The following is a 15,614-nucleotide window of genomic DNA, read 5'->3' as shown; positions in this document are numbered from 1 at the left end:
TTGGAAACCTTGCTCAGGCATGTTGACGCACCCCTTCCTTGTCCACGAACACCGACGACACCACCTGCGCCGGCACACTCTTGCCATGCGCCCAGACGAACACGGTGTCGCCCTCGCGCTTGCTGCCATCCTTCAGTACGGCCATGGCAATGGAGCGGCCGAGGAAGGCACTGTGATAACTGGAAGTGACATGGCCCTGCATGGCTGCCGGCACCGTGTCATCGGTATTGCTGAGAATCTGTGCGCCTTCGGCCAGCACCACTTGCGGGTCCAGCGGCAGCAGGCCCACCAGCTGCTTGCGGCCATCACCGGCGGTGTGCGAGCGCAGCAGCGAACGCTTGCCGAGGAAGCTGAACGGCTTTTTCATGCCCACCGCCCAGCTCATGGCCAGATCGTTCGGGCTCATCGAACCGTCGGTGTCCTGACCGACGATGATGAAGCCCTTCTCCGCCCGCAGTACGTGCATGGTTTCGGTGCCGTAGGGGGTGATGTCGAACTCGGCACCCGCCTTCATCACCTCTTCCCACATGTAGCGGCCATAGTTGGCATCGACGTTGATTTCATAAGCCAGCTCACCGGAGAAGCTGATGCGGAACACCCGTGCCGGCAGGCCGGCCACGGTGCCAGTGCGGCCATCCATGAACTTGAAAGCGTCCTTGGCGAAGTCGATGTCGCTACACAGCTTTTGCAGCACCTGGCGGCTGTTCGGCCCCACCACGGCCACGGTGGCCCAGTGGTCGGTGGTGGTGGTGAAGCGCACTTTCAGCTCCGGCCATTCGGTCTGGTGCCAGCGCTCCAGCCAGCTGTAGACACGTGCCGCGCCGCCAGTGGTGGTGGTCATGTGGAAGTGGTCGTCGGCCAGGCAGGCAGTCACGCCGTCGTCCATCACCATGCCGTTTTCGTCCAGCATCAGGCCGTAGCGGCACTTGCCGGGATCGAGCTTGCTCCAGGCATTGCTGTAGATACGGTTGAGGAATTCACGTGCGTCCGGGCCCTTGACGTCGATCTTGCCCAGGGTGGAGGCATCCATCACGCCGACACTATTACGGGTGGCCAGGCATTCGCGGTTCACTGCGGCGTGCAGGTCCTCGCCCGGCTTGGGGAAGTACCAGGGGCGCAGCCACTGGCCCACCACTTCGTACTCGGCCTTGCGCGCATCATGGCTGGCATGCATGGCGGTATAGCGGCGCACATCGAAGGTTTCGCCCACATGCGGGCCGGCCAGTGCGCCAAAGGTCACCGGGGTGTAGGACGGCCGATAGGTGGTGGTGCCCACTTCGGCGATGGGTTTGCCCAGCGCTTCGGCGGCAATGGCAAAGCCGTTGATATTGGACAGCTTGCCCTGATCCGTACCAAAGCCCAGCGCGGTATAGCGCTTGACGTGTTCGATGGAGCGGTAGTTTTCACGAATGGCCGTGTGGATGTCGGCAGCCGCCACATCATTCTGGTAATCGACAAAAGCCTTGGCACCGTGGCCTTCCGGCTTACCATCCGGCAGGCGGAAGATGGCACGCGGCGCGGCCACTTCTTCATTGGCCACCGCCGGGGCATTGCCGCTGCTGCCACGGCCCTTGCCCAGCAATAGTGCAGCCACGGCGGCGTGGGTCTGGCCCAGTGCCTCGGACAATTCCCAGCGGCCGGTAATGGCACCGACGCAGGCGATATTGTCGCGACCTTCATCCGGGCAGACAAAAGACAGCTGCTGCTGATTCCACACCGGTCGGCCACCGTTGTGGCAGAACAGATGCACGGTGGAGGTGAGGCCGCCGGAGGACAGCACGGTATCCACATTCAGGCGCGGGCCGGAGCCAATCACCTGATTGTTGCGGCCATCCAGCTTCACCAGCTGCGCGCCGCTGACGCTCTTGTCGCCCAGCACCTTGGCAATGCCATGGCCCAGCAGCAGCTCGACACAAGCACTCTTCAGTGCCTGCTGCCGCCATGCTGCTGCGCCGCTGTGACGGGCATCGGCCAGCGTCACCTTGACGCCGGACAGCGCCAGGTCCAGCGCGGCTTCGTAGGCGGCATCGTTCTGGGTTTGCACCAGCACTTCGCGCCCCACCGCCACACCGTAGCGATTCAGATAGCTATGACCTGCCGCTACCGTCATCACGCCGGGTACATCGTTGTAACCAAACACCAGCGGGCGTTCGATGGCGCCACTGGCCAGAATCACCTGATGGGCGCGGATCTTGTGCAGACGCTGGCGCGGCAGCGCGGCATTGCGCTCGGTCAGCGGCAGGTGGTCTTGCAACAGCTCCACCGCCTGCACCAGATTCAGATCATGCAGGGCAAAGGCGGTGGTGCGCGGCAGCACGCTGACATTGGGCAGGCTGGCCAGCTCGGCCAGACGCTGGCCCACCCAGTCCATGCCGGACAGGCCATCGATGCGGCTGCGGCGTTCGGTGAGCAGCCAGCCGCCCATTTCCGCCTGCTCGTCCACCAGCAGGGTTTTCAGCCCGGCACGGCCCGCCAGCGTGGCGGCCCACAGACCGGCAGCACCGCCGCCCACCACCAGCACATCAATATGATGGTGCAGGTGGTCGTAGCTTTCCGGATCGGGCAAGACCGGGGCATGGCCGTAACCTGCCGCCTTGCGGATGTATTTTTCGTAGATGGGCCAGGCTTTCACCGGCTCCATGAAGGTCTTGTAGTAGAAGCCCGGCGGCATGAAGCGGCCAAACTTGCCCAGCAGGCCCTTGAGATCGAAATCCAGCGAGGGGTAGCCGGTGGTGCTGCCCGCCAGCAGGCCCTGGTATAGCTCAACCTGGGTAGCCTTGAGGTCGGGCACGGTGTGCGCGCCGGTTTCCAGCTGGATCAGCGCATTGGGTTCTTCGGCACCAAAGCCGACAATGCCGCGCGGCCGGCCGTATTTGAAGCTGCGGCCGATCAGGCGCACGCCATTGGCCAGCAGCGCCGAGGCCAGGGTATCGCCGGAAAATGCCCGGTACTGCACATTGTCAAACTGGAAGCTGACCGGTTTCTGGCGATTGATACGCTCGCCCGGGCGGTGGATGCGGTAGCCGCTCATGCTTGCTCCTTCAGATACAGTGCCTTGCCGTCGGCCAGTGTCCAGGAACCGGCAATTTCATACGTGACGGTATGACGCTTGACTGCGAACACCTTGCGACAGCCGGCGACATGCTGCCATTGCTCCCAGTGCCAGCCACGCGGGTTCTTGCGGTGGAATACATAGTCACCCCAGGTGGCATCGTCGGCCTCTTCCGGCACAGCCGGGCGGGCGATATAGGCTTCGCCGGCATAGCTGAACTCTTCTTCTTCCCGCGCCTCTTGGCAGTACGGGCAGGTAATCACCAACATAAGCCTCTCCCTAGTGAGCCACGGCAGCTGCGCCGTGCTCGTCGATCAGATGTCCGGTGGCAAAACGGTCCAGCGAGAAGGCCCGGTTCAGCGGGTGCGGATCGTCATGGGCGATGGTGTGGGCAAACACATTGCCCGAACCCGGCGTGGCCTTGAAGCCGCCGGTACCCCAGCCACAGTTGAAATACAGGCCCTGGATGCGGGTCTTGCTGATGATGGGACAAGCATCCGGCGACACGTCCACAATGCCGCCCCACTGGCGGTTCATGCGCACGCGTGAGAAGGACGGGAACATCTCGATGATGGCGGCGGCGGTGTGCTCGATCACATGCGGGCTGCCGCGCTGGCCATAGCCCAGATAGCTGTCGATACCGGCACCGATCACCAGCTCGCCCTTGTCGGACTGGCTGACATAGCCGTGCACCGCATTGGACATCACTACGGTGTCGATGCAGGGCTTCATCGATTCCGACACAAAAGCCTGTAGCGGGTGGCTTTCCAGCGGCAGGCGCAGCCCGGCCATCTTGGCCAGCACCGAGGAATTACCCGCAGCCACACAGCCGACGCGGTCGGCCATGATGTCGCCACGGCTGGTATTTACGCCCTTGATGCGCCCACCTTCGATGATCAGGCCGGTGACTTCGCACTGCTCGATGATGTCCACGCCCAGTTCGGACGCGCCACGGGCAAAGCCCCAGGCCACGGCGTCATGGCGCGCGACACCGCCACGCGGCTGGAAGCTGGCCCCCATGATGGGGTAGCGCGCACGGTTGCTGATGTCGATCAGCGGCACCATGTCCTTGATTTCCTGCGGCGTCATCACCACCGCATCCACGCCATTGAGCAGGTTGGCATTGGCGCGGCGTTCGATGTCGCGCATGTCCTGCAGGGTGTGGCCGACGTTCATCACGCCGCGCTGGCTGAACATCACGTTGAAGTTGAGATCCTGCGACAGGCCTTCCCACAACTTCAGGCCGTGTTCATACAAGTGCGCCGCCTCGTCCCACAGATAATTGGAACGGATGATGGTGGTGTTGCGCGCGGTATTGCCGCCGCCCAGATAGCCTTTTTCCAGCACGGCCACATTCTTGATGCCATGCTCCTTGGCCAGATAGTAGGCCGTGGCCAGGCCATGGCCACCACCGCCGACGATGATCACGTCGTAATTTTTCTTCGGCTGCGGGCTCTTCCAGGCCGGCTGCCAGCTTTCTTGATGCTTGAGCCCGTTCTTGATCAGGCTCCACAGGGAGTATCGGTTTGCCATCTGCGGCTCCAGCGGGGTGGATGTATTCGGACAAGGCTCATTCTCCCGGCGCAGCCCACGCCCCGTTTGGCTGAAAAGGACAAGCACTTGCCCACAGCCGACACCGCACACCATGTCTGAAATCGACGCAAATCCGGCGCTTGCAAGCCAGCACAGCGGCAAGACAGGCCTTAGGGTTAGCGCACACACCGCAGGCAACACGCCTGTACTACAAGGGAAGACCAGCCATGATTGCCACCACCCCGTCTTATGTCTTGAGCTTTACCTGCCACAGCGCCTCCGGCCAGGTGGCCCGCTTCTCCGCCCTGCTGGAGACACAGGGCTGTTATATCGACGAGCTGGCGGTATTCGACGACCCCAGCAGCCAGCGCTTTTTCGTGCGCTGCGTATTCCACCCGCAAGCGGAAAGTTTCGACCAGTCGCGGCTGGCGGCGGGCATGGCCGAAATGAACCAGCACTATCAGGATTTGCGCTGGCAGCTGCACGACCGCCGCGAACGGGCGCGGGTGATGATCATGGTGTCCAAGCTGGACCACTGCCTGAACGACCTGCTGTACCGGCAGAAAATGGGCGACCTGGAAATGACCGTTACCGCCATTGTGTCCAACCACCGCGAGCTGGCCCCGATTGCCGAGGCCTACGGCCTGCCCTTTCACCACCTGCCGGTCAGCCCGGCCAACAAGGCCGAGCAGGAAGCAGCCGTGCTGGCACTGATCAAGGAAACCGGCTCCGAGCTGGTGATTCTGGCGCGCTACATGCAAGTGCTATCCAGCGAAACCAGCGCCCTGCTGGCGGGGCGCGCCATCAACATCCACCACTCCTTCCTGCCCGGTTTCAAGGGTGCGCGGCCCTATTGGCAGGCCCACGAACGCGGGGTCAAGCTGATTGGCGCCACCGCGCATTACATTACCGACGATCTGGACGAAGGCCCCATCATCGAGCAGGTGGTAGACCGGGTAGACCATGCCTGCACCGCGGAAGACCTGCAGGCCACCGGCCGCGACATGGAATGCCAGGCACTAGCCCGCGCCGTGCGCTACCACCTGGAACGGCGCGTGTTCCTGAATGACAACCGCACGGTGGTGTTGCGCTAGGTGCAGCCGTGGCAAGACATGAGCCGGTGGCGCAGGCAGGGCTGCACCGGCATGCCTGCCGGCAAGTTGACACCCAGGCGCTGAACTGCCAACCTTCCCGGCCCAATTTATGAGCCATTGCCCACCATGAAAATCACCGAAAACAGCGCCGTCACCCTGCGCATGAAAGTGACCGACAGCCAAGGCCAGGTTTACGACGATGGCAAGCACCCCGTCTCCTACCTGCACGGCGATTACGACAATCTGTTCGCCAAGCTGGAAGCCGCACTGGAAGGCCAGGAAGCCGGCTTTCAAACCGCACTGGAGCTAGCCACCGAAGACACCTTCGGCGAGCGCGACGAAGCCCTGGTCACCACCATGCCCAAGGCCGACTTCCCGCCCGGCATCAAGGTAGGCGGCCAGATCCAGCGCGTCGGCCCGGATGGCGAGCCGCGCTACTACTTTGTCACCAAGATCAAAGGCCCCACCGTGTTGCTGGACGGCAACCACCCGCTGTGCGGCAAGACCCTGCGCTTTGCCATCACCGTGCTGAATGTACGGGCGGCCACTGCCGAGGAAATTGCTCACCAGCATGTACATGGCGAGCACGGGCATCAGCACTGATTTTTCCCTTGCCTGACTGTCAAAGCCCTCCCGCTACGGGAGGGCTTTGTTTATGCCACGCCGCGGCAGACAGGATAGTGCGCTGACTGAACACGATGCCGCATAGTCGGCCACCATGCGGCAATCCGTCGACTTCCCACCACACCGCCCCCCTCCTTGCCATACGCCGCAGCGGCAAGGCGCATCATCATCCGCGAGCGCGGACTCCCTCCAGCGCCAATCCTTCGAACACCGCATAAAAATCAAAGACAAAGACAACTCTCGGGACTTGCCCCGCCGTCGAGGAGGTTTCCCTTGCTGCGCGGGTATGAGCGGAGAGATAGCTGGACGACGTGCAAGGACACGGACAACACATCCACCGCGGCTTGCGCTGACGGGAATGGGTTTCGCCAGGGCGATGCTTGCGGTAGCGAATAGTGATGAGGCGGGGTGCCGGACTCAGGCCAAGGAATTATGTCAACGTGTTAGCATGACTGCTGTCGGCCAGAAGCGGTCATTCCACTTGCGGCTTACTTGGTGTAATCTTCTATTCAGCATATAATTTTATTTGTTTTTATTCCATCCGTAAAATGTAAACTCTGCCTTGTAAATACAGGTTTCTGTCTGATTTTGGCGTCCTGCTTCTGGGCACTTAACGACAGTTGACGTTTTAAAATTTCATGGTACTAGTGGTGCCTGCTTTACGTTATGTAAACATCAATAAAGGAGTGTCGCCGTGGCATCAATGGGCACAAAAGAAAGAGCGCAGCAATACTTTGAGCGATTGGTAAAATCGCCAAACCCAAAAGCTGAACTTGAAAAAATATACTCTGATCTTAATAAGTTGGTATTTTCAAGTTCTAGAAATCCAATAGATCGCAACACCAAGATAAAGATACTAGATGAGCTTGAGAGGCTTGTTAGGCGCACGCCCGGTTTAGAAAGTATCAATGAGTCTTTAACATATGACTCAATTAGAAAAAGCACCACGGCATCAGACAATAGCGACATACTCGATGTTATTAGTGCCATGAAAAAGCGAGTTGGGTAATGCAAATTAGCACTAGTGATGTAATAGCGACTCTGAGCCTGCTTGTCTCTATTGGGGCTGTGATTTTTGCGAAATCCTCTAGCCAGAAAACCAACCAGATTGCGCAAGAAAACCTGAATCTGCAGCATGGCATTGTTGAGTTGGAAATAAGTCAGTCTATAGAAAATGCCAAAACAAAAATTAATGATATATCAATGACAATGGCTCCTTTTGTCTCAAAGGAAAAGCTCAATAAAATATCCGAAGAGGAATCTGAATTGCTTGGACTTTATCGAAAAAGTCTCAATGCTGCTACACAGACCTTAATTAACTATTATGACTCTGCCTGTTCAAAATATGCCGACGGAAAAGTTGACAAGGTGCGATTCAAAAAGACTTATAAAGTCGAAATCCGCCAATTGGTTGAAAGTGATGATTTGAAAGAATATTTTGACCCGCTCACATCTTCATATAAGCCAGTTTTGAACGTATATTCTGAGTGGGAGCATTTGGAGTGAGTCCTTAAAGGCTTGCTTCTGTTATATAGCCTCACGCCCTTTGCGTTAATGTCCGCAAAGGGTCGAAACCAGCCACTCACCAAGACGTTATACATTGGGTGGCGCATCCAGTTTATTTATTCACCGGCCTAAAATCCACTCATAATTGCCAGTATGAATGGAATGAACTCATAAACAGGTAAGGCAAGAGGTACGCCAAAAATGAAGAAAAATCTATAACTTGAATGACTTACGATCGCTGACAACAAAGACACAACAATCGTGCTACGCCACAAAACAGAAAAGAAATGATATTTGTCATTATTGATAAAATATCCAGCCACCTGCTGGCAGTCATTACTCTTGGGTGCGCAATAAAGTTGAGCTTTACCACAATAATAGGCTGCAAAGATAGAAAACCCAACTTGAGCTGCTGCCAAACATAGCAACAATTTCAATGATTGATCTTCTGTCAGCCGCATCTTAACCACCTTTAGTAGTGGTTATGCGAGTAGTGGGTCGCATAACAATTAGTATTGCCGTTAGACATTTCACACCTCATTTTCATATTTTACAAGTAATTCCCACGCTAACGTCCGTATGGCAATCTGCTGGATCCCCACGCAGGTACTGAACGGTCTTTTGTGGTTTTGGGAAGGGGTTAAAGATTACAAAGCCACAAAGGGCAAGTGGCAGCTCTGGGTCGAAACCAGAAATTCCATTTCCCATATTGGCTTTGCCATACGAAGTCACCACATCCCACGGCCTTTCCTGCCGAACCGATGCCACCCATGGGCCCCGTCAAGCATACTGACGGGTGACCGGGGCGAGGTCTTAAGCGCCTGCCCTGTCTGAGCGATTTGACGTTAGCAAATCGCGAGTTCAGGCGCGCCTCGCACCGGTCGGGTCCCGGAGGGCAGCCACAGGCCATGCTTGCCGGGGTGGCCTTGGAGGTGAAGGAGGGATTGGCCAGGCAATCCCTCCTTCCCGTTTGCCGCGCGGAAGCGGCATGTAAATCATCATCCGCGCAGCGATTCACACCCGATGCACACCAGCTTAAAACCAACTGCAAAATCAACTTCGCGGGTCTCGCCCCGCCCGCGAGGCCCTTTCTTTTGCTTCGTCACTTCGTCAAAAGCAAGGACCCAAAGAAAAGGCGACCCGCAGCGCGTCGAATTCCCGCCACAGCCATGCCGCCCAGGGCGCGGCCGGAACTTGCGGCGCGCTAACGTCGCGCCGCTGCGGACAGCCGACCGCTTAACACCCTGTGCGGCACGTCTGGGGCGGCTCGCGCAGACGGGACCGGTTACTGTCCGTAAAGGTTTTAATAAGAAAAATCAGAGAAATTAGCGGGAAATATTGGATAAACCAGATGACACCAGTGACCATGAAAGAAACCACCGCACCGATGCCACCCATGGGCCCCATCAAGCATGCCGACAGGTGGCCGGGGCGAGGTCTTAAGCGCCTGCCCTGTTTGAGCGATTTGACGTTAGCAAATCGCGAGTTCAGGCGCGCCTCGCTCCGGTCGGTATCTGGCGGGCAGCCGCAGGCCATGCTTGCCGGGGTGGCCTGGGAGGTGAAGGAGGGATTGGCCAGGCAATCCCTCCTTCCCGGCCGCCGCGCGGAAGCGGCACCCAAAACCATCACCCGCGCAGCGGATCTCTACCCACCAGCATCAAGCAACCAGCAGCAGGCCACCACCCTCCCCCATGTCGCCACAATCCGCCCCCGTGTCGGCTTTTGACACGCAGCCAGCACTGCTTGATGGCTAAATCAATGCCATCATCGGCAATCGCCTACCCAGAACACAAGGAAGACACCGTGCAAGATGGCATCCTGAAAAGCTATATCGGCGGCCGCTACCTGGATAATCCAGCGCTGCCGCTCGCCGACAACTTCAACCCGGCCACCGGCACCCTGCTGTGCCAGGTACAGCAGGCTGGCGCGGCCGAGGCCGAACAGGCGGTCAAGAGCGCCGAAGCCGGCTTTGCCGTGTGGAGCGAAATGACCGGGGCCGAGCGTGGCCGCATCATGAACAAGGCCGTGGGCATTTTGCGTGCGCGCAACCGTGAGCTGGCCGAGCTGGAAGTACGCGATAACGGCAAGCCGATTCAGGAGGCCGAAGCCGTCGATGTGCTGTCCGGTGCGGACTGCATCGAATACTTCGCCGGCATGGCTGCTGGTATTCACGGTGAGCATTTCCAGCTCAAGGGGGCATTTGCCTACACCCGGCGCGAGCCGCTGGGCGTGTGCCTGGGCATTGGTGCGTGGAACTATCCCATCCAGATCGCCTGCTGGAAATCCGCCCCGGCGCTTGCCTGTGGCAATGCCATGATCTACAAGCCGTCGGGCATGACGCCGATGAGCGCTGCCTTGCTGGCGGAAATCTACAGCGAAGCCGGCGTGCCGGATGGCGTGTTCAACGTGATCCAGGGCAGCTCGGCGGTAGCGCGGCAGCTGATTGCCGACGAGCGGGTGGCCAAGGTGTCGATCACCGGCTCGGTGGATACCGGCAAGGCCATCATGAAAGACGCGGCCAGCACGCTCAAGCGCGTCACCATGGAGCTGGGTGGCAAGTCGCCGCTGATCATCTTTGACGATGCCGACATCGAACAGGCAGTGTCCGCCGCCATGCTGGCCAACTTCTACACCCAGGGCGAAATCTGCACCAACGGCACTCGCGTGTTCGTGGCGCGCAGCATCCACGCCGCCTTCATGCAGCGGCTGAAGGAGCGCACCGCGCTGTTGAAGATTGGCGACCCGATGCACCCGGACACCCAAGTCGGCGCGCAGGTATCGCCCAGCCATGCACAAAGCGTGCTCAAGTACATCGACATCGGCCAGTCTGAAGGCGCGGTGCTGGCCGCCGGTGGCCAGCGCGTGATCGTGCCGGGTTGTGAAGCCGGCTGGTTCATCGCCCCGACGATTTTCGACCAGTGCCGCGACGATATGCGTATTGTCAGCGAGGAAATCTTTGGCCCGGTGATGTCGGTACTGGTATTCGACGACGAGGCCGAAGTCATCCAGCGGGCCAATGCCACCCGGCTGGGGCTGGCGGCGGGGGTGTTCACCCGCGACCTGGCGCGCGCCCACCGCGTGGTGGCCAAGCTGCAGGCCGGGGTGTGCTGGATCAACAACTACAACATCACGCCGATTGAAATGCCCTTCGGTGGCTACAAGGAATCGGGCCTGGGCTATGAAAACAGCCTCACCGCCATCGACTGCTACACCCAGCGCAAGAGCGTGTATGTGGAGCTGACCGGGGTGGCCAGTCCTTACGCCTGAGCGCTGCCAACAGAACCCCTGTTGCAGCGTTGCGCCGCCTTGCCGTACTGCTTGTACTGTCTGCGTCGGCGCGCCTTGCACCAGGGGCTCTGCCTTATTTTGTCAGCCGCGCCAAGCGGCTCACCCTGTCATCCACACGATAACGGCAGACCTCACGGCCTGCCCTTGTCTTGTCTGAACCATCCGTCGCAAGGAGCACCCATGTCGCAACAGTTCGATTACATCATCGTCGGGGCCGGTTCTGCCGGTTGTGTGCTGGCTGCCCGCCTCACCGAAGATGCCGATGTCAGCGTGCTGCTGCTGGAAGCCGGCGGCCCGGACTGGCGGCTGGACTGGCGCACCCAGATGCCGGCGGCGCTGGCCTATCCGCTGCAGGGCACCACCTATAACTGGGCCTACACCACATTGCCGGAACCGCATATGGGCAATCGCATCATGACCCAGGGCCGGGGCATGGGGCTGGGCGGCTCGTCCTTGATCAACGGCATGGTGTACATCCGTGGCAATGCGCTGGACTTCGACGGCTGGGCGGAAAACAGCGGGCTGGAAAACTGGAGCTATCTGGACTGCCTGCCCTATTTTCGCAAGGCAGAAAGCTACGACAAGGGGGCGAACGATTTCCATGGTGATGACGGCCCGCTGCATGTCACCACCCCGCGCGCGGACAACAATCCGCTGTACCACGCCTTTATCGCGGCTGGCGAGCAGGCCGGCTACCCGCGCACCGATGACCTCAACGGCTACCGTCAGGAAGGTTTCGGGCCGATGGACCGTACCACCACCCCCTCCGGTCGCCGCTGCAGCACCTCGCTGGCCTATCTGGATCAGGCGCGCACGCGCGCCAATCTCACGGTGAAAACCCGTGCGCTGGCCGACCAGATCCAGTTTGCCGGCAACCGCGCGGTGGGCGTGAGTTATCTGCAGGGCGGCAGCCTGCAACAGGCCGAAGCACGGCGCGAAGTCATCGTCTGCAACGGCGCGATTGCCAGCCCGCAGCTGTTGCAGCGCTCCGGTGTGGGCCATGCCGATCAGCTCAAGCAGCACGGCATCAGCAGCGTGGTACACCTGCCCGGCGTGGGCGAAAACCTGCAAGACCATCTGGAAATGTATCTGCAATACCACTGCACCAAGCCGGTTTCCATTTACCCGGCGCTGCAGTGGTGGAACAAGCCGCCCATCGGCCTGGAGTGGTATCTGAACGGTACCGGCCTGGGCGCAACCAACCATTTCGAAGCCGGTGGCTTCATCCGCAGCAGTACCGAGTTTGCCTGGCCCAACCTGCAATACCATTTCATTCCGCTGGCGATGAATTACGACGGCAGCAATCCGGTGAAGGCACACGGCTTCCAGTGCCATGTCGGCTCCATGCGCTCGCCCAGCACCGGTTTCGTGCGGCTGGCCAGCCGCGACCCGCGCGTCAAACCGCTGCTGCAGTTCAACTACATGGCGCATGCGGTGGACTGGCAGGAATTCCGCGCCGGTGTGCGGCTGACACGCGAGATCATCGCCCAGCAGGCCTTTGATGAATTCCGTGGCGAAGAAATCAAACCCGGCATGAAGATACAAAGCGATGCCGAAATCGACGCCTTCATCCGTGAACATGCCGAAACCGCACTGCACCCCTCCTGCACCTGCAAGATGGGCTATGACGACATGGCAGTGGTGGACCGGGACGGGCTGGTGCACGGCGTGGACGGCTTGCGCGTGGTGGATGCCTCCATCATGCCGCGTGTCACCACCGGCAATCTCAATGCACCGGTGATCATGATGGCGGAAAAGCTGGCCGATGCCATTCGTGGCCGCAGGCCTTTGCTGCGCTCGCAAGCCGCCTATTTCACTGCGGGCAAACAGCCGGTGCGGCTGATGGGGACGGCGGATTTCCCCTGGCCCAGCACAGCCGCCACACCGGCGCACTGAGCCAGGGTCGCAGGCAGGGCAAGCGCGTGGTTTGCCCAGACCATCCCACACGCTACAGTCGCTGCAGCTTGACTGTGGCGCTGCGCTTTCTACAATGCCTTGCAGCAGCTGCGCCGCAGCCGCATGCATGGAGAAGAAAATGCACACCGTGAAGCCGCGTAATCCCTACGCCTGCTCACCCTTGCTGAAAAAGGGGGGAGCCCACCGCAACAGCCGTTCCGGCCTGCGCCAGAACGCCCGTCAGGCCATGCTGGCCGAACTGGATGAGCTGGACTGGACCAAACAACACACCGCCCTGCAAACGGCAGAATCCCGCCGGGAAGACGATGAACCCGGCAGTTTTTCTTGCCACCTCCCCATGAAAAAGGCCGCTTTCCAGCGGCCTTTGCCTTGTTGCACTGCCGCCTGATTACACGGTAAAGCGTCCCGCCAGCGCACTAAGCTGTTCCGACAAACTTTGCAACTGCCCCACCGTCTCAGCCGTCCCCTTCATCGCCCGGCTGTTTTCTTCCGACATCTGCGCCACCTGCTCCACATTTTTTGCCAGCACCTGACTGGTATTGCTCTGTTCGCTCAAGGCCATCTGGATATCGGCCACCACCAGTTGCACCTGGTCGACCTGCTGCTGGATGGTGATGATGGCCGAGCCGGCATCGCTGGCATGTTGCTGGCCGCTTTGCACGGTTTGCATGCCGGCATGCATGCTGCCGGCGGCATGCCGTGCCGTACCCTGAATCTGCTGCACGATGCCGGCAATTTCCCTGGTGGACTGCGCGGTACGCTCGGCCAGCTTGCGCACTTCATCAGCCACCACGGCAAAGCCACGCCCTTGCTCACCGGCACGCGCCGCCTCGATGGCCGCATTGAGCGCCAGCAGATTGGTCTGATCGGCCACGTCGCGAATCACATCGACAATGCTGACAATGGACTCGGACTGCTTGCTCAGGCTCTGGATGGTGTCGGACACGGTGGAGATTTCGCGCACGATGCTATCCATGCTGCGCCCCGCGCCCTGGATCACCGAGGCACCGGAGCCAGACTCCTGCACCGCGCTACGCGACAGCTCATGCGCCTCAACCGAACGCTCGGCACTCACCGCCAGGCTGGTGCTCAACTCCTCCACTGCCGCGGCCATGCTGGAAGCCGCTTCGGACTGACGGTCGCTGCTATGGGCGACCTGACTGGCACCATCCGCCACGTGGCGAGCCGCGCCATCCAGTTGCAAGGAAGTCTGCACCAATTGCTGCACCGTCTCGCGCAGCTGGTTGCGCATTTGCCGGATGGCGGCCAGCAAGCTGGAATCGTCCTTGCCTTGCAGGTCGATACGCGTATCCAGCCGACCGGTGGCAATCTGCTCCACCACACTCTGCACATAAAACGGCTCGCCCCCCAGTTGGGCGGTAATTGACAGATACAGTGCGATAAACAGATAAGTAGACAGCAAGAAGGCAAAAGCGGCGCAAGCCAGATAAACATCGCGCTGCCATTGTATGCGCTGGATACGGGCGTCCAGCAGGCTGCCCAGTTGCTGCAAGGCGGCCTGCTGAAAGTGATTGGCGGCATCCAGCGAGGCCGCCTGCAAGGCAGTGCCGGCCTGGGCCTGGCCGGCAATCGCCTTGTCCAGTGCGGCGGCATTGAGGGCCGACTGGGCCGCCAGCTTCTCATCTGCACCGGCAAAGCCGGTTTTGACCCCGGCGTTATAGGCCACGGCCTTGGACAGGTCGTGTTGCAGGTTTTGCAGGCTGTCGCGAATCAGAGGTGACAGGCCGACCGCCTGATCCCGCGCAGTAGCCGTCAGCGGCTGCCCCCTGGCTGCCAGTAACAGGGCGTTAGCCTGGGTGCTGCGGTTCAGCCAGTTGGGCCATTGCACCGTTACCGCATCCATCAGATAAAAAGTATCGATATCCGGGTCCAGTGTCAGATTGGACTGATCGCTGGCCATGCTGATCAGCTCCAGCAAGCTGCCCGCTGCCGCCTGGTAATTGGCCAGTTCCGGCGCACCTTTCAGTTTTTGCCACGCGCCCTCCAGCGCAGCCCAGCTCTTATCCAGTCCCAGTTGGCCATTGAGCGCCTGATGCGTCTGCTGCAGCGTGCTCCATTGTGTCTCCAGTCCGGCAGAAAGCGCGGCCTTGTCGCCAGCAGCGGCCCGCTGTGCCTGTTCCTGCTGCAAAGCCAGCAGCAGGTTCATCGCCGGCTTCAGGTACTGCACGCCGATCACTTCCTTGCTGGAGAAATCGACATTGTCCTGATTGCTGCGGTACAGGCCATAGGTGAGATAAACCAGTGCGATGGCAAAGACAGCCCCGATCACGGCAAAGCGCGTGGGGTAACTCAAACGCTGCATCCAGCGCGCGACAAGACGGAACATGGACAACTCCTCTGGAATATTGGCCTTGCCCTGTGTCTTTTATCTGCTGGGCAAGCCCTTCATTTATAGGCAGAAAATTTCTGCCCCACCCTGTCTAGGGCCTGTTAACACGATGTTTTCTGCGGCGCAGGTCCTGAAAGCTTGTCAATGCAAGGCGGAGGGTGCAGCGCTTGGTGGCCCCAAGCGCAAATCCGACAACGCAGCAGTGGCAAGCTGGTCGGGCCTGCCCTGCGGGGCGGATGTTGAGCGGCGC

General features: G+C 60.0%; 14 protein-coding genes. 9 read left to right on the top strand and 5 right to left on the bottom strand.

Features of this window, described 5'->3' with window-relative positions; all coding sequences use genetic code 11:
• Positions 1-13: 13 nt before the first annotated feature.
• Genes DBR44_RS04485 through DBR44_RS04475 form a run of 3 tightly spaced genes read right to left on the bottom strand, consistent with a single transcriptional unit; the run spans position 14 to position 4,585 of the window.
• Complete coding sequence (locus DBR44_RS04485) at positions 14-3,031, bottom strand: sarcosine oxidase subunit alpha family protein (RefSeq protein ID WP_124642444.1); 3,018 nt, start codon at positions 3,029-3,031, stop codon at positions 14-16.
• On the bottom strand, positions 3,028-3,321 hold the full coding sequence (locus DBR44_RS04480) for a sarcosine oxidase subunit delta (protein ID WP_103525425.1): 294 nt from the start codon (positions 3,319-3,321) through the stop codon (positions 3,028-3,030). The genes DBR44_RS04485 and DBR44_RS04480 overlap by 4 nt, the downstream gene beginning before the upstream one ends.
• A gap of 10 nt (positions 3,322-3,331) precedes the next feature.
• Positions 3,332-4,585 carry a sarcosine oxidase subunit beta family protein gene (locus tag DBR44_RS04475; protein ID WP_124642442.1) on the bottom strand — a complete coding sequence of 418 codons (1,254 nt, stop codon included), beginning with the start codon at positions 4,583-4,585 and terminating at the stop codon, positions 3,332-3,334.
• Between the two features lie 227 nt (positions 4,586-4,812).
• On the opposite strand from DBR44_RS04475, the gene purU reads away from it, so the two are divergent.
• From purU to DBR44_RS04455, 4 genes are all read left to right on the top strand, one after another.
• Positions 4,813-5,679 carry a formyltetrahydrofolate deformylase gene (gene purU / locus DBR44_RS04470; RefSeq protein WP_124642440.1) on the top strand — a complete coding sequence of 289 codons (867 nt, stop codon included), beginning with the start codon at positions 4,813-4,815 and terminating at the stop codon, positions 5,677-5,679.
• Between the two features lie 126 nt (positions 5,680-5,805).
• On the top strand, positions 5,806-6,282 hold the full coding sequence (locus tag DBR44_RS04465; protein ID WP_124642438.1) for a peptidylprolyl isomerase: 477 nt from the start codon (positions 5,806-5,808) through the stop codon (positions 6,280-6,282).
• A 715-nt stretch (positions 6,283-6,997) separates the two neighbouring features.
• Complete coding sequence (locus DBR44_RS04460; protein WP_124642436.1) at positions 6,998-7,312, top strand: hypothetical protein; 315 nt, start codon at positions 6,998-7,000, stop codon at positions 7,310-7,312.
• Positions 7,312-7,809 (top strand): hypothetical protein, encoded by a 498-nt coding sequence (locus tag DBR44_RS04455; protein WP_124642434.1) that lies wholly within the window; start codon positions 7,312-7,314, stop codon positions 7,807-7,809. The genes DBR44_RS04460 and DBR44_RS04455 overlap by 1 nt, the downstream gene beginning before the upstream one ends.
• A 128-nt stretch (positions 7,810-7,937) precedes the next feature.
• Here the strand turns inward: DBR44_RS04455 and DBR44_RS04450 are convergent, their stop codons facing one another.
• Positions 7,938-8,270, bottom strand: a complete 333-nt coding sequence (locus DBR44_RS04450; protein WP_124642432.1) for a hypothetical protein — start codon at positions 8,268-8,270, stop codon at positions 7,938-7,940.
• 905 nt (positions 8,271-9,175) lie between these two features.
• Here DBR44_RS04450 and DBR44_RS04445 point away from each other — a divergent pair.
• The 4 genes from DBR44_RS04445 to DBR44_RS04430 all read left to right on the top strand — a co-directional run bounded on the left by DBR44_RS04445 (position 9,176) and on the right by DBR44_RS04430 (position 13,402).
• Positions 9,176-9,535: a hypothetical protein gene (locus DBR44_RS04445; RefSeq protein ID WP_124642430.1), complete on the top strand. Its 360-nt coding sequence runs from the start codon at positions 9,176-9,178 to the stop codon at positions 9,533-9,535.
• A 32-nt stretch (positions 9,536-9,567) separates the two neighbouring features.
• Positions 9,568-11,076 (top strand): betaine-aldehyde dehydrogenase, encoded by a 1,509-nt coding sequence (gene betB, locus DBR44_RS04440; RefSeq protein ID WP_233578358.1) that lies wholly within the window; start codon positions 9,568-9,570, stop codon positions 11,074-11,076.
• Positions 11,077-11,277: 201 nt separating this feature from the next.
• On the top strand, positions 11,278-12,993 hold the full coding sequence (gene betA, locus DBR44_RS04435) for a choline dehydrogenase (protein ID WP_124642428.1): 1,716 nt from the start codon (positions 11,278-11,280) through the stop codon (positions 12,991-12,993).
• Between the two features lie 139 nt (positions 12,994-13,132).
• Positions 13,133-13,402: a hypothetical protein gene (locus tag DBR44_RS04430; protein ID WP_124642426.1), complete on the top strand. Its 270-nt coding sequence runs from the start codon at positions 13,133-13,135 to the stop codon at positions 13,400-13,402.
• Here the strand turns inward: DBR44_RS04430 and DBR44_RS04425 are convergent, their stop codons facing one another.
• Positions 13,403-15,361 (bottom strand): methyl-accepting chemotaxis protein, encoded by a 1,959-nt coding sequence (locus tag DBR44_RS04425; protein WP_124642423.1) that lies wholly within the window; start codon positions 15,359-15,361, stop codon positions 13,403-13,405. It lies immediately after the preceding gene.
• Here DBR44_RS04425 and DBR44_RS19710 point away from each other — a divergent pair.
• Positions 15,360-15,614: hypothetical protein (locus tag DBR44_RS19710; protein WP_233578356.1), on the top strand; the 255-nt coding region annotated here is incomplete at its 3' end. The genes DBR44_RS04425 and DBR44_RS19710 overlap by 2 nt on opposite strands.

This window comes from Aquitalea sp. FJL05 (genome assembly GCF_003852595.1).
Classification (GTDB): domain Bacteria; phylum Pseudomonadota; class Gammaproteobacteria; order Burkholderiales; family Chromobacteriaceae; genus Aquitalea; species Aquitalea aquatilis.
The sequence above is the reverse complement of the archived record's forward strand: the minus strand, read 5'-3'. Positions and strand labels throughout refer to the sequence as shown.

Excerpts from the sequence above, each read along its gene's own strand:
- DBR44_RS04485 (WP_124642444.1), bottom strand. The coding sequence starts at position 3,031 with ATGAGCGGCTACCGCATCCACCGCCCGGGCGAGCGTATCAATCGCCAG.
- DBR44_RS04480 (WP_103525425.1), bottom strand. The coding sequence starts at position 3,321 with ATGTTGGTGATTACCTGCCCGTACTGCCAAGAGGCGCGGGAAGAAGAA.
- DBR44_RS04475 (WP_124642442.1), bottom strand. The coding sequence starts at position 4,585 with ATGGCAAACCGATACTCCCTGTGGAGCCTGATCAAGAACGGGCTCAAG.
- purU (WP_124642440.1), top strand. The coding sequence starts at position 4,813 with ATGATTGCCACCACCCCGTCTTATGTCTTGAGCTTTACCTGCCACAGC.
- DBR44_RS04465 (WP_124642438.1), top strand. The coding sequence starts at position 5,806 with ATGAAAATCACCGAAAACAGCGCCGTCACCCTGCGCATGAAAGTGACC.
- DBR44_RS04455 (WP_124642434.1), top strand. The coding sequence starts at position 7,312 with ATGCAAATTAGCACTAGTGATGTAATAGCGACTCTGAGCCTGCTTGTC.
- DBR44_RS04450 (WP_124642432.1), bottom strand. The coding sequence starts at position 8,270 with ATGCGGCTGACAGAAGATCAATCATTGAAATTGTTGCTATGTTTGGCA.
- DBR44_RS04445 (WP_124642430.1), top strand. The coding sequence starts at position 9,176 with ATGAAAGAAACCACCGCACCGATGCCACCCATGGGCCCCATCAAGCAT.
- betB (WP_233578358.1), top strand. The coding sequence starts at position 9,568 with ATGCCATCATCGGCAATCGCCTACCCAGAACACAAGGAAGACACCGTG.
- betA (WP_124642428.1), top strand. The coding sequence starts at position 11,278 with ATGTCGCAACAGTTCGATTACATCATCGTCGGGGCCGGTTCTGCCGGT.
- DBR44_RS04430 (WP_124642426.1), top strand. The coding sequence starts at position 13,133 with ATGCACACCGTGAAGCCGCGTAATCCCTACGCCTGCTCACCCTTGCTG.
- DBR44_RS04425 (WP_124642423.1), bottom strand. The coding sequence starts at position 15,361 with ATGTTCCGTCTTGTCGCGCGCTGGATGCAGCGTTTGAGTTACCCCACG.